Origin of the sequence: Spirosoma aerolatum (genome assembly GCF_002056795.1) — a bacterium.
GTDB lineage: Bacteria > Bacteroidota > Bacteroidia > Cytophagales > Spirosomataceae > Spirosoma > Spirosoma aerolatum.
Map to the genome: position 1 here is coordinate 684,105 of NZ_CP020104.1, position 14,125 is coordinate 698,229.

The 14,125-nt window shown below is 55.3% G+C and carries 10 protein-coding genes; all 10 read right to left on the reverse strand.

Translation table 11 applies throughout. From position 1 onward, the window contains the following. Positions 1 to 36 precede the first annotated feature (36 nt). Positions 37 to 1,797, reverse strand: a complete 1,761-nt coding sequence (locus B5M13_RS02955) for a M14 family metallopeptidase (protein WP_080054224.1) — start codon at positions 1,795 to 1,797, stop codon at positions 37 to 39. Between the two features lie 111 nt (positions 1,798 to 1,908). Next, on the reverse strand, positions 1,909 to 2,913 hold the full coding sequence (locus tag B5M13_RS02960) for an ABC transporter ATP-binding protein (protein WP_080054225.1): 1,005 nt from the start codon (positions 2,911 to 2,913) through the stop codon (positions 1,909 to 1,911). Positions 2,914 to 2,925: 12 nt separating this feature from the next. Continuing rightward, positions 2,926 to 4,017 (reverse strand): FecCD family ABC transporter permease, encoded by a 1,092-nt coding sequence (locus B5M13_RS02965; RefSeq protein WP_080054226.1) that lies wholly within the window; start codon positions 4,015 to 4,017, stop codon positions 2,926 to 2,928. Between the two features lie 24 nt (positions 4,018 to 4,041). After that, positions 4,042 to 5,271 (reverse strand): ABC transporter substrate-binding protein, encoded by a 1,230-nt coding sequence (locus B5M13_RS02970; protein ID WP_080054227.1) that lies wholly within the window; start codon positions 5,269 to 5,271, stop codon positions 4,042 to 4,044. 14 nt (positions 5,272 to 5,285) lie between these two features. Further along, positions 5,286 to 6,500: an ABC transporter substrate-binding protein gene (locus B5M13_RS02975; RefSeq protein ID WP_080054228.1), complete on the reverse strand. Its 1,215-nt coding sequence runs from the start codon at positions 6,498 to 6,500 to the stop codon at positions 5,286 to 5,288. Continuing rightward, positions 6,475 to 7,695, reverse strand: coding sequence for an ABC transporter substrate-binding protein (locus B5M13_RS02980; protein WP_080054229.1), 1,221 nt, complete (start codon positions 7,693 to 7,695; stop codon positions 6,475 to 6,477). The genes B5M13_RS02975 and B5M13_RS02980 overlap by 26 nt, the downstream gene beginning before the upstream one ends. Next, complete coding sequence (locus tag B5M13_RS02985; RefSeq protein WP_170061080.1) at positions 7,695 to 8,924, reverse strand: ABC transporter substrate-binding protein; 1,230 nt, start codon at positions 8,922 to 8,924, stop codon at positions 7,695 to 7,697. Before B5M13_RS02985 ends, B5M13_RS02980 begins: the two co-directional genes overlap by 1 nt. A gap of 45 nt (positions 8,925 to 8,969) precedes the next feature. After that, entirely contained in the window at positions 8,970 to 10,394 is a 1,425-nt protein-coding gene (locus tag B5M13_RS02990; RefSeq protein WP_080054231.1) for a DUF3526 domain-containing protein, read from the reverse strand. Positions 10,395 to 10,407: 13 nt separating this feature from the next. Next, positions 10,408 to 11,832, reverse strand: coding sequence for an ABC transporter permease (locus B5M13_RS02995; RefSeq protein ID WP_080054232.1), 1,425 nt, complete (start codon positions 11,830 to 11,832; stop codon positions 10,408 to 10,410). 2 nt (positions 11,833 to 11,834) lie between these two features. Then, positions 11,835 to 14,081 carry a carbohydrate binding family 9 domain-containing protein gene (locus B5M13_RS03000; protein WP_155297170.1) on the reverse strand — a complete coding sequence of 749 codons (2,247 nt, stop codon included), beginning with the start codon at positions 14,079 to 14,081 and terminating at the stop codon, positions 11,835 to 11,837. Positions 14,082 to 14,125: the final 44 nt, after the last annotated feature.

The following is a 14,125-nucleotide window of genomic DNA, read 5'->3' on the forward strand; positions in this document are numbered from 1 at the left end:
TATTTTTTAGAACAAAGCTTCCGGTTTAACCGCCGTTTAGCGAATTGTGACATCAACTGATTTCGTACCTGCGGTGGGGCAACCCGCTTCGATAGTGACTTTACCGGCACCGGTGATCAGCCACGAGTACTCTTCTTTCTCACCTGCTCCGAGGGCCGCCCGCAGGTTGAGTCGCCGACCCGAGGTGATGGTCTGCCCGTTGCTGAGTTTTACTTCCGTTTTCACTTTCTGCACAAAACGTACCCGATCTCCGATTTCGGCATAAGTCGGCAGCAGCCCTTTGTTCATTATGGTGGCCGTCACCCGCGACAAGCCTGGCCCGAGCGATTCCGTTTTTACATTGACCAGATCGACCTCCGGCATTTGCCCGCTCAGACCCGTCAGGAAGATCAGGTGCTTATCGGCGGCCTCAGTCAGGTAAGACACCGGTGGATTGAGTTTGGCAAACGGAACAAGGCCACCTACTTCTACTTTCTGATCCGGAAAATCGGGGTGGCGAACGGGAGTCCAGTTGGTGTAGACACCCGTCAGTTTTTCCCGGTCGGCCCATTTCAGGAACCGCAGGTCTTCGTCGCCCGTAGCTGGAGCCGCCGGGGCCGGGGTGCTACCTGTTGCCCCCCCTCCCGGACGCCCGCCACCGCCCCTGGCTGGGGCAGACGGAGTGGTGGAAGGGGCTCCGCCTGCGTTCGGGGCACCAGATGGCGGGGTACGCCGGGTACTGTCGCCCCGCGTTTCGATACGGGGAACCCACCAGCCGGGGGTCGTGAAACTAAACCGGCCCGCGTGGAAATAAGCCGTTTGAGCAAAATTTCCCCTGGCTTGCGGCATCGACGGGGCATCTTTCAAGCCAGTGCGGGCATTATACAGTTTGGATACCTGATCCATAACCGTCGCATCTTTGGCTAAGGGACCCGTTAAAATCCGTTTGGCCACCTTAGCCGGGTCAAACCTGGGAGCCTCTGACAGATTGTTGGCCGGGCCAAACGTCAGCGTAGCAAAAATGCCCGGATGGGTGTACAGAAACCGAAGTAGTGCCTGCGTTTCGAGTTCGGAGGCCGCGTAATCGCCCGCGCCGGTCGTAAAAATCGGGTAGTCGAACGTAAAATTCTTATCGATGGCCACTCCGCCGGGGCCGTCTTCATTGAACACGCCGTCTTTGTCGTTGTCAGTGCCTTCGGTCAGGTAGAGGTATTTGCCCGTTTCGCCTTTGGCGGGATCTGCTTTGACCAGCACCCGGGGATCATCCTTGCTGACGACAAACGTACCGGTCGGATCTTCGACGCGTACCATCGTAATTAACCCGTCGTTGTTGAGGTCTTCAACCGGGTCTTCGTCCAGATGGCCGTCGCGGTCTTCGTCGTAGCTCGTGTTGTTGCCATGGCGTTCGTAGCGTGGCTTGGCTGCATACTGCGCCTGAGCGTCGGGATTCACGCTCGGAATAAAGTAAAATGTCTTGCTGTCGAGCAGTTTTTTTACACTGTCGGCTGAGCTGGCCAGCATCTTCTCGGCCATTTGCAGGGCAATTTCCGTACCGGCCAGGTGCGTACCGTCGATACCGGCGGTGATGAGTACGGCTGGTTTTTTGGCCGCATCACCTTTGCCGACTGTCAGCACCCAGATGTCGCGATCACCCCGGCTTTTACCGATGGAGCTGACACTGGCAGTACCTTTGTGTTGAGCCGCCAGGGATGTCAGGCGACTCCCTACTTGAGCATGTGTTGGGTAATTACTCGTTTGTGCATGGGCCGAGTTGATGCCCAGCGCAAAGAGCGCATGGAGAAATAAGCGTTTTGGCATTCGAAGTGTATATTAAAGTAAAAATTGGCAATTACGTAGTAGATGAATAATGAGTACCGAATTATAGCAAACACCTGACTGTAAACAATGAATTATTGTCATTTACTTCAGTCAGTGCAATTGTGTCAGCGTAGCCATTAAGTGATAGATCGAATCGCAACGGATGGGCTCCGATTTTTCGGTCAGCAGCCATGTGGGTTGACCGTTCGCATAATCAATCGTAATCCGGGTGGTGGCCAGGGGCTCTACGGCGAAACCACTGCGTTCCAGCGCGCGCTTCGTCCAGGTATAGGTTTCGCCATCGCCCGTCAGCGTGACGGTTCGGGTCAGTGGTTTTTCCAGCCGGAAGGCACCCGTTTGCCTGTCGAACAGAAGCCCGTCGTTGCCGAAGACCCGCTCAAAGCTGCCGTCCAGGACCAAGTCTTCCGGTGCCCCAGCCACCAGTTCACCACCTTTGGCCAGCAGCCAGATTCGGTCGGCACTGCGTAGGGCCAGGTCCAAATCATGGGTGGAGACCAGCACAGCCCGGCCGGTTTCGTGGGCCATTTTTTGGAGCAGTTGCATGACTTCGACCCGACGGGGCAGGTCCAGAAACGCCGTAATTTCATCCAGCAACATCACCTGAGGTTCCTGCGCCAACGCCCGGGCCATCATCACCCGCTGACGTTCGCCGTCGCTCAGCTCGTTCAGGCTGCGATGGGCCAGCCCATTAGCGCCAACCTGCTCAATGGCCCAGGCAATCCGCTCGTGGTCATGCGCTGTCAGTTGCCCCGACCAGTTCGTATACGGGTAGCGACCCAGACTGACGATTTCGTAGGAAGTTAATAGACCCCCGTCCACTTTTTCGGTCAAGACAACGCTGAGGTATTTGGCCAGGGCGCGGGGCGGCAATTCGTGGACATTGGTTCCGTCCAGTTCGGCCACACCCGCCAGGGGCTTCTGCATGCCGGCCAGGGTACGTAACAAGGTCGACTTTCCGGCTCCGTTCGGGCCCAGCAGGCATACGAACTCACCCGCCCGCAGATCGAGGTTGATCTTCTCGGCGACCAAAACCGGTTGACGCCCGGTGGTTTGGTACCCAATGGTTAAGTCACGAAGCTGAAACACGTTTTTCATGGCTCGGTAGGATTAGAGGGAACGCATCCGTTTGTTACGCAGAATAATCCACATCACTACGGGGGCACCCAGTACGGCGGCAATGGCGTTGAGGTGCAGAAAATGCCGTTCCCAGGGCAGGTGTACCATCAGATCGGCGCTCATGGCAATCAATGCGCCCACGCCAATTACCCCCGGCAATAGTACCCGGTGATCGGACGTACCGAACAGGCCCCGCGTCAGATGCGGGATAATCATACCCAGAAACAGAATGGGACCGCAATAAGACGTAACCGGGGCCGTCAGCAGAACGGTAGCGGACAAAATAGCGATGCGGGTTGTCTTGAGGTTCAATCCCAGCGAATGCGCGTAGGTCTCCCCCAGCAGCAGCGCGTTTAGCGGTTTGACCAGCGCAATGCTGACGGCTAAGCCCAGCCCCACGAACAGGGCCAGGTAGGGTAGCTGCTCCCAGAACACCCCCGCGAAGCTTCCGTCATTCCAGCCCGCAAACACCTTTCCCTGCGATTGGTTGGTAAAATGCAGAATGATGCTGACCAGTCCCTGCGACAGAAAACCCAGCATCAGCCCGAACACCAACAGGGTAACGGTATTGACGTACCGGCTAACCGACACCATCAGCAGCAACACGAGGATACAGCCCAGGGCCGACCCGGCCACAATGCTCAGGTTGCTCAGAAAGGCCAGCTGCTCCAGAAAGGCCGACCCTACGACCGAAGCCGTCGTCACGACCAGTGCCACACCCAATTGCGAACCGGCCATGAGTCCCAGCGACCAGGGTTCGGCCAGGGGATTGCGAAAGACCGTTTGCAGGTGCATTCCGGCTACGCCCAGGGCCGCCCCGCCCAGCAAGGCCGCCAGTGCGCGGGGGAGCCGCAGTTCCATGATGATTTTGCCGGTGCTGTCATCAGCTGCGGTTCCCGTTAAGGCGGCTATGATCTCGCGAACCGGAATCGACACAGCACCAATGCTGATTTCGAGCAAAAAAACGCCGATGACCCCGAGACTAATCAGGCTAAAAACCAGCACACGACGGGGCGTTGTGGACGGGCGAATGAGCGGTTCGGGAATCGCTTTTGTTGGCAAGGGTGAAGCAGTTGATTGCATACGGTTTTCGGGTTGATGGAGACGTCAGTTCGTGGTTTTTGCCCCTTTGGTCAGTAGGACTTTTTTGAAAAAAAACAGGCGGTGGTCGGGCAGGGCTTTGGGGTAAAAGATGGCGGCTAAATCTGCCAGCACCAGGTCAGGACGGACATCGGCCGTTTCGTACCAGTCGTAGGCATCGTGCTCCGGACGCACCCGCCCCTGATACGTGTAGACCCGCCCGGTTCGGTAAGCTTTGAATCCATTCAGGTACGTAGTTGGGGGCCAGCTGACATCGCTGGTGTCGCCAACGATCCAGACATCGGCATCTTTGGCCAGGGCATAAACCTGCTCGTGGGTCATCTCGACGGGGTTGTGAGGCCCCTCGTCGGCCAGTAGATTAAGCCCCCCGGCAGCAGGAAAATAACTGGCGATAAAGTCGTTGCGGTGCGCTATACCGGGGCTTTTTCGGGGATAGTAACTGAAAACGGTTGTCTGGGGGCGTTGCTGCCCATACGTCTTTGTCAACTCCTGGCATCGCTGTTCGATGGTTGTAAAGAGCGAATCGGCTTTTTGTTCGGCATTGAAAAACAAGGCGGTTAACTTAATCCATTCAGCCTTGCCCAGAAACGAGGATTCCTGCCAGGCAAACACCGGAACGGCCCCGGTACCCAGCTGTCGGAGTTTTTCGTAGGCTTTGAGCCGCTCGTGGTCGTAGGTGTACAGAAACAGCACATCGGGTTTCAGGGTCAGAATCAGTTCGGGGGCCGGGGCACTGTGAAAACTGTAGCCGATGGACGCTATTTTCTTTTGTTCCCAGCGTTTGCGCAGGGTCGTGTCGTAGATGCCACCGCCCCCCATTGCAATCAACGCATTGGTGAAGCCCAGCGTAGCGATCCGCATCACGTCGCCGTCGTCATTGGCTGCGGCTGTTCGTACAGGTATCTCAATGAGCTGAGCATCGGCTAAGCTGTCGGGCAGCGTGGGTTTGGGCGTACCCCGCTGCACCAGCACGACGTACTGCGTGGTGACCATGTTGCGGTTTTCGGCCGAGCAGGATAGCCGGACCAGTTTGTAATTGCCATGATACGAAACCGAGAAGTTCCTGGCGTGGCGGACACTCGTTTTGTGGGCAAAAGCATCGGGCTGCGTTGCACCGGTACTGGTGTCGGCAGTCGCTGAAGAGCGCGACCGACATTGCCACAGGACACCCAGCGCCAGTAACGCTACGATAAGCCGGTACGGGAGGGCTGGATTGGAGAACAAGCGTAGTTTCATTTGGGGTGTCACGACTAGTTTTGTTTCGTCAAATGGACTTTTTTGAAAAAGAAGAGCGAATGATCGGGCAGGACATTGGGATAGAAAATCGAGACTAAATCGGCCAGTACCAGATCGGGCCGAACTTCGGCGGTCTCGTACCAGTCGTACGCATTATGTGCATAATGAACCCGCCGGTGGTAATGGTACAGTTGCCCATTTCGGTAGGCTTTGAACCCGTTCAGATAACTGGCGGGGGGCCATTCAGAACTGGTATCGGAGGTATCAGCCACAATCCAGACATCGGCGTTGCGGGCCAGGGCGTACACTTCTTCGTTCGTCATCCGGGCCACTCGATTTGGTCCCTGGTCGGCCAGCACATTGACGCCCCCGGCCGCCGTGAGGTAGGAGGCAAAAAAATCGTTGCGGTGGGCGAAACCCAGGCCGTTGGAGGGATGAAAGCTCAGGACTTTAACCGGTGGGCGCTGTTGATGAGCTAACTGCATCAGCTTAAGGCAACGAGTTTCGATGCGGGTAAACAGCGAGTCGGCTTTGGCCTCGGCATTGAAGAACAAAGCCGTAAACTTGATCCATTCGGCTTTACCCAGAAACGAAGGCTCATCCCAGGCCAGCACCGGCACGGCCCGAATGCCCAATTGCCGAAACTGATCCAGTCCCTTCATCTGCTCGGGGTCATGGGTAAACAGAAACAGCACGTCGGGCCGTAAACTAAGCAGCACTTCAGTTTCGGGAAGGCTATGAAAACTGTAGCCCAAAGAAGCAATCCGCTTTTGCTCCCAACGTTTACGGAGTTCGGGGTCGTAAATCTCTCCGCCCCCAAGGCCGATCAGCTTGTCGATTTCCCCCAGTGCCGTGATTCGGCTCGCATCGCCGTCTTCATTGACCGCTGCGCTTCGGACCGGTACCTCCATCACTAAAGCATCCGCCAGGCTATCCGGCAACTGGGGTTTAGGTCTGCCGCGTTGGACGAGGACTACGTACCGGGGCTTCAGTTGGTTATGCTCTTCATCATTGGAAGCCAGCCGAATGATTTTGTAGGCGTCGTGGTAACTGACCGAAAAATTACGGGCGTACCGAATCGACATCCGATTTGTCGAAATCGAATCAACGGCTGGTCCGGCCGATTGAGTTTCGTCCCCTTTCGATTCGTCAGTCACGGTCCGGCAACCCACGGCAGCCAGCAGCAGGACCAGCACCCACGCGCTACTTAGTCGTCGTTGTTCGTTCATAGTTTCCAATGAAAACGGGCTTGTGATGGGGTAATACGTCCGGGTGCAGTTGATGAATGAGGTCGGCTAAAATAAGATCGGGCCTTACCTGCCCCAGACCGTACCAATCGTAGGCGTTATGCTCGGGCTTGCTGCGCAGGTGATTGTACAGCAGCTTATCCTCCCGCCAGGCCTTAAAGCCATTCATGTAGGCTGAAGGGGGCCATTCCACCGAGGGTCGGCTACTCAATATCCAGTAATCGGCGTTGAGGGCGCGGTCGAGAAATTCTTCAACGGTATAGGCTTCGCCGATGGCGCTGGCGGGTTTAGAAAAATCTTCAAAGGGGTTAGTGGCTCCGGCGTCGCGTAACAGACGCGCTTCCACATTATTTCCCTGACAAAGCCAGAACCCTTTGGCGGCAAACTCCGCCCAGGCACAAACCGGCTTATGGGGTACGTCTTTGACTTTTTGCTTCAGTTCGGCCACGTTCCGCTCGACGGTTGCAAACAGCCCGTTCGCCTTCTCTTCCTCATTAAAGAACAAAGCCATGTATTTGATCCATTCTGCCCGGCCCAGATAGTCGATCTCGGCCCAATCGAACAACGGTGTGGTGGCAATGCCTACCTGTCGCGATTTGTCGAGCGAGCCCGCAAAGGAAAGCCGCGATAAAACCATGAAGAAAATGTCCGGTTTCCGTTGCAGCAGCACTTCGAGCTTGGGTGGTTCAAACCAGCTATAGCCAATCTGACCCAGTTCGCCCCGCTCCGTTCGAGCCCTTACCGAATCGTTGTATGATTTTGTTCCACCTACGGCTACCAGGCCCGGCAGCAAATCCAGCGTTTCGAGGTACGTTTCGGTACCCTCCATGTTGACGGCCACCTTTTTTACCGGCACCATGATGACCTGCGCCCTGGCTAAGTCGCCTTTCAGGGAGGGCGGTTCCGTACCGCGCTGCACCAGCACGACTACGTCTTCAATGGGGCTTTGGTCATTGGTTCCCCAGTCCCGTAAGGTGGAATTGGTCCGTACTATTTTATAATTTCCGTGATACGAGACCGTAAAGTGTCTGGCGTAGTTGACCTGGGCTTTATGCGGAAAATAGTCCTTTCCGGCTACGTCCGATTTCGGATCGTCGGAGGTGCGCGTTGTTGTAGACTGGCAAGCCGAAACCAGCAGCCCCCCAATCAATAGCAGGAAATAGACCGTTTTTCTCATCAGAGTTCGCCCCCCTCGACGGGGAATTTGGTGGTCTTATCGAATACGTCCATAAAGTACAGTTGGTGATCTGGTAGTAGTCCCGGATGCGTCAGCTTGACCAGATCGGCCAGCACCCGGTCGGGCCATACAACGGCCATGCCGTACCAGTCATAGGCGTTGGCCTTTGGTTTACTGCGCTTGAAATTGTGGTACAACTGCCCGGTGCGCCAGGCCTGCATCGTGTTCAGCAACGTAGCGGCCGGGAGTGCCGCCGAGTGAATGTCGCCGATGATCCAGTGCTGGGCCGTTTTGCCTTCCTGCAAAAGTTGTTCGGCCGTCATCGGCTCACCGCTGTTCCGCAAGGGGCCGGCTGGATTGCCAAATACGTTAATCAGCCCAGCGTCGGCCATTAGCTCCGTTTCAACACTTTTCCTATGGATGATCCAGCGGTCTTTACCGGCATAATAGCCCCAGATGGCCGTGGGTTTTGCTGGCTGTGCAGCGACCTGTTTTTTGATGTCGGTCACATGCTGCTCGATGTCGGCAAAGAGGGCATTGGCCTGCGCTTCCGCGTTGAGAAACAGGGCATAGTACTTAATCCATTCGGCCTGCCCCAGGTAATGCTCTTCGGCCCAGTTGAAATCCGGCGCGGTAGGGATTCCCAGTTGTCGGCATTTGGCCAGCGAAGATTTGTAATCCAGATTGGCGAGCAGCATCAGAAACAGGTCGGTCTGCCGTTTCAGCAGCACTTCGACGTTCGGCGGTTGAAGCCAACTGTAACCAATCTGCCCGATGGCACCGGATTGGGCTTTCTGCCGAAGCGTATCGTCATACGAAATCAATCCACCGACGGCTACTATCCGATCTTTAGCACCCAGCTCTGTCAAAAAGTCTTCGCTCGATTCCAGGTTGACCGCAATCCGCTGAGCCGGGATTGGGATAATGGTAGCTCCAGTCAGTTCGCCCGTCAGAGCCGGTGCTGGTGTTCCGCGTTGCACCAGCACCAGAACGTCCTGCTGGTCTTCGTGGTCGTTGCCCTCGTAGCTTCGCAGTTCGGCCTGTGTCTTCACCACTTTATAATTACCGTGATAAGAAACGGTAAAGTGTTTGGCATGAACCGGAACGGCTTTAGCCGGAAAATAATCGTTCTGACTCGCTGTAGCTTTTCCGCTTGAGGTCTCTCTCTGCGAAGCCGATTGGCAACTCATGAACAGCAGTAAACTACCCACCAGTAAATAGGTTGCCACTCGATTTAGTATGTACGTCGTACCGACCTTATCCATCCGTAGCAGTTATTTGTTTAGTTTCCACCAGCCCAGTCCAACCAGCAGCAACGTACCCAGCAGGAGTTTCAGCAGTCCACCCCAAATGGCAAAACCGGGTGCTGTCGATTGAAACTGCCAGGCGGGAAGCCGGTCATAATCGGCTGGGGTCAATAATTCGTTCTTAAAGACTTTAGGCAGAAAAAAAGCGTTCCAGCGGCTATGGAAATCCCGAATTTGCCGGAGGTAATCGCGGTGGGCAGCCGCCGATGTACCCGCCAATTCATTGAACAGGTCCAGCGTGTTGACGGCGGGTAAAAACCAGCTCCACTGTTGGACGGTAGCCTCTCGGGCGGCCACGGCGGCTTCGTGCTGCTCGACCAACGGGCCAAGTGTGAGGTCAACCGCTTCGTTACGGGCATAGTACGGGCGTAGTTCCGGGTCGCGTTTGGCGGTGTCGCTGGGGAAGTAATATGCCGGATGGCGGGCGTAGTAGGGTTTGAGCACTACCGAGTCGGGTGAGTGCTGACTGTACTGATCGCGAACCAGATTTTCCAGCGTAGTCCGGTCAATGGGTTGGCTGATCGTGAGCACCTGCTGTAACATTGTTGGCAGGGCTACCACCAGCACCAGCCAGCACCCCAGCAAAACCAGCGCATTGAAGGCCGAGGTCTTTTGAAAAGAGACGACCGCAACAATCACCCCGCCCCAAAACAGGCTGTAGACCACCGATACCAGCAGAAACTTGGCCAGTAACCAGCCGCTTTCGGCCAGATTAATGCCCAGGATTGGCACCGCCAGTACACTGACGATCACTAAAAAGCCCAGTATGAGTAACAGCCTGAAGGCCACTTTGGCGAATACGATTTGCCTCAGCGTAACGGGTTGCGACCGCAACAAGGTGTACGTTCCCAGCTCATTTTCGGCCGATAGCAGGTTATACGACAAGGCAATCAGCAGTAGGGGCAACAGAAAAACTACGACAAAAGCCCAGTCGAAATGGCCGACGGACAGTTTTTGGGGATTGGCCAGTTCCTGCGTAAATACCTGCCGGTAAAAAGCAGCCCCCCACAGATAATAGTAATAAGGAAACAGATCGCGCATACCCAGCGAGAGGGGGGCCAGGGACGAGGGGACATGCGGCACAAAGTGATAGCCTTCAGGTACGTTTACCTCATACGCACTTCTGGCTTTAGTCCACTTTTCCAGCCGGTCGGGGGTTCTGTTGGCTGCCAGACTTGTATCGAGTCGCGCCCAGGTGGCCAGTGAGTCGAGTCGGGTCTGTTCGTCCAGGGTCAGTTGGGCAATGGTAGCTTTTTGCCGCCCCACGAACGTCCGGCCGTACAGGAGCGCATACAACCCGGCTACCAGAGTCAGGCCCGCCAGCAGTTTTAACGCCCGACCCCGCGATAGACGAAGCCAGTCGTTTTTTAAAATCAGTAGAAAGGTGTTCATCTATCAGCTAGCGTTAATCAAGTGTAATCGTTTTCAGGCCGGATGCTATGCGCCAGAGGAGTCCCCCACTAAACAACAACAGGGCCAGCAGCGAAAGCCAGTGTTGCCCGATTACCCAACTCACCGCCGGTATATTGTACTGAAAATCAGGAATTGATGCCCAGAAGTCGCGGGAGACTGTTTTCTCCCAGTCGCCGGTTTTAGAAAACGTCGTCATGTGGTTGTTTAAGCGTTCCACCAACCCAAACCGATACTGTTCGGCCTTATTCTTGAAATCCAGAAAGTGGGCGTAATCTGACCCGGATAAGCCCATCGATACGTTTCGAACGGCCAGATACGGGTTGACAAAACTGACAATCGTGGCCAGACTATTTTGCTTCTGAAATTGGCTTTGCACCGCCCCAAAGTGCTTTTGATACACCATGCTCGTGTATTTCTCGCCCTCCTGCATCACGATCCCGTCGAAGTTGACGGGCAGTTTCGACACCGAATCCACGTTGTACTGAGCCAGCACTTTTTGCTGTAGGGCTTTGGCTCGTTCACTGGCCGGATCGTGACCGTCGATCCCTTTCTCGGAATCGGCTTTGATGGCTTCCCGGAACGTGTAGGACGAGGGGACACTGAACAGGCTTTCGCCGAGGTTGGCCGTGGCTTTGGGCAGGATCACACAGGCTACGATCCAGATACTGAGCAAGGTAAGTAGACTCCCCCGTGAACTCTCGCTGCGGGCCGATACAAACACACTCCCCGCAATAAACAAAAAGAAGTACAGGGCGTAGAGCAGCCCGAACAGCACGAGCCGGAGCGCGGTGTCGGTGGTTGCTTCAAAGCCCGTTTGGGCGAACAGCAGCACGCCGGCCAGCAGCAATGCCGGGCCAACCACCAACCCAATCAGCCGACAGTAGCCGATCACTTTACCCCAAAACACCTCACGCGCCGTAACGCCCTGACTGATAACCAGCTTCAGCGTTTGCTCTTCACGTTCACGGGTAAAGGCACTGAAACACAAAAAGATAATCAGCAGCGGAATGAGCAGTTGGAGTACAAAGGCGACCGTCATCTCCCCAAACCGAATCAGCACGGTCGCATCTTCGGCCTGACTGAACTTAGCGTCATTTTGCCGGTGCCCTTCCAGGTATACGCTGGCCCCTGTATAGGTGTCGAGCCCGAAATCCAGAAAACTCAGGGACGATTTGGGTCGGAAGGCAAAGGTGCCGTAGTGAGCCGCCGAATGCGGGTTCTTTTCAGGTTGGCCGACCCACGCAGCCCGCGCCGTTTGGTTGGCTTGTTCACGTTTTTCAGCCAGTGAGCGGTAAGTACGGAATCCCGTCCAGGTAGCTACGCACAACAGGAGCAACACCACGCCAGCGGCCACCACAAACCGGCGGTCGCGCAGGGTCTGAGTAAACTCATTTCGGGCAATCAGTTTCTGTATCATGGTTAAAACTGTTTTAGGTACGTAATCTTGGCAATGCTTTGCTCGTTGCGGTACGTTTCGAAGCGTCTCAACGAGTTGTTATAGAGTTGGTTACTATTGCTGTTATACACCAGATAGAGGAAGGATAGTGGCTGGAATTCCCACGCAAAGCGGATATTCCAGACATCGCGGGATGCTACTGAATTATGCTGATAAAAGGACGTAAGCTGGAAGCGGGGGGTTAGCGACAGCCGAACCTCAGGCGTAATCAAATGCGTCACGGCCGATTGGTTGTCTTCGCCAACCTCCCTGAATCCATTCCGCTGGTAAGCCACCTTCACCGATACATTGGGTATGGGCGAGTAGCGGGCCTGACCTTGTAGCGTCGTTAGTTGCCCATTGTAAAAGGAGCCAAATTCGAGTTGCGTCTGCACCGAAAACCGCTTCGACAAATCCGAATCATACGAGAATCGGTACCGGGTGTAGTAATACTTGCCGGTCGGGATGGTGATGCCCACGATGGGAAATGGCTCATCGACGACCTGCCAGGTAGGAATGACATTGCCCGTCAGCCGGTTGCCCCGATTAGCGATGAGCCAGATCGGAAAAATAGTAAGCTCGGCTTGTTGAAATTTACCATCTGAGGCCCGATGGTAGGCATCGAGGTAGGCGCCAGGGTCCATTTGCCGCATGAACTTGGGTCGCCAGCGCGGACGGATAATGTGATACGCACCGATGTTGTTGTTGATCAGGTTAGACCCATACACGAACCCCATCCGGGGATTGTAGTCTTTGGTAATAATGGACTGCACCAGAAAGGCGTACCAGTTATTGTTGCTGAAGATAAATTTGCTGAGCGCCGTAAAGCCGTCGCCACCCGCCCCCGATGTTTGGGATTTGGTGACCATGAAATTCCAGCTGAACGGGTCTTTGATCCGAATAAAACCATCCGCCGAAAACGTGGCATTGGTGACGGCTGGTTTGCCAAACCCGGCTTCGCTGCTGTTGACGGTGACCATGCCCCCAAACCGATTTTGTTTGCCCACGTTGCGGCTGTAGCGCAGCACGCCAAAATGCGTTGTAGCCGTTTGCGTTGCGTCGGATTGACGCTGACGGACCAGTAGCCCGGCGATGTTCTGGGTTAAGTTCCGGCTAACCAGCCGCAGGCCCGCATCCAGCGGAATGGGTGTACCATCGTCGGACAGCCCGATTTTACGGCTGAAAAAGGGTTGGTTGAAGTCGTCGCCCAGGTTGAACAGCGTGGCATTTTCCAGAAAAAACTGCCGCCGTTCGGGGAAAAGCACCGAGAACCGTGTCAGGTTCTGCACCTGCCGATCCACGTCGGCCTGGGCGAAGTCGGTATTGAGCGTCAAATCCAGTACCGTATGCGGGGTAATGGCCCACTTGATTTCCCCACCTATCTTAGGGGCATACGTATCAGACACTTGTTTGCCATCGACAAACGTTCGTTTGTAATCGGTCAGCAGGTAGGGTTGCACGCGTACATTCACCGACGGCGTTGGGGGTTCAATGCCTTTGAGCAGGCCTGCGTAATTCATGCGGTAGGCCGTAAACGCCCGTGGAAATGGCGACCACGACGATTGTTCGCCTATACGGCGGGTACGTCTCACAAACTGAATGCCCCAATCCTGCTGTTTGGCGTTGGGCGGTCCGAGCTTAGGGTAGCGCAGGGTAGCCCAGGGAATCTGCATTTCGGCCACCCAACCCGAGTCGGTCCGGGTGGTGCGTACTTTCCAGAAACCATCCCATTCACGGTCGAAGAAGGTATCGTCAAAGCATAACAGATCGCGTTGGGCACCGTAGGGGTTCGTCTGAAAAGCAATGGCGTTGCGTCGGTCCAGAAACGGGTCGATGCTGACCCCAACGAGATCGTAGTTGAAGAAGTCGAAATCGCGGATTAGGTCGGGTACGCGCACGGCTTTTTTACCCAACGAATCAGGGCAGAAAAAGCCAAAATAAAGGTTCCGGTCATTGTACAACACTTTAACCTCGGTATCGAACGCCACTTTTCCGCCCTGATCGGGAAACTGCCGGAAAAAACCGGTGGCGGGTTTGGCCAAACGCCAGACGGGCTCATCGAGCCGACCATTGATGAGCAGGTTCTCCGAAATTTTCAGCCCGGTAATTTCTTTGGGCGGATTTTCCGGCGCGAAAACCGTGCCATCCTGCGCCAATAAAGAGCCTCCTAAGATTGCATTGATGATTGAGCCGCAGAAGAGCGTGACTATCCGGTTACGATATCTGTTCAACCACTCTTTCATCATGGCATTAGCAATCGCTATGTGTTTCTTAT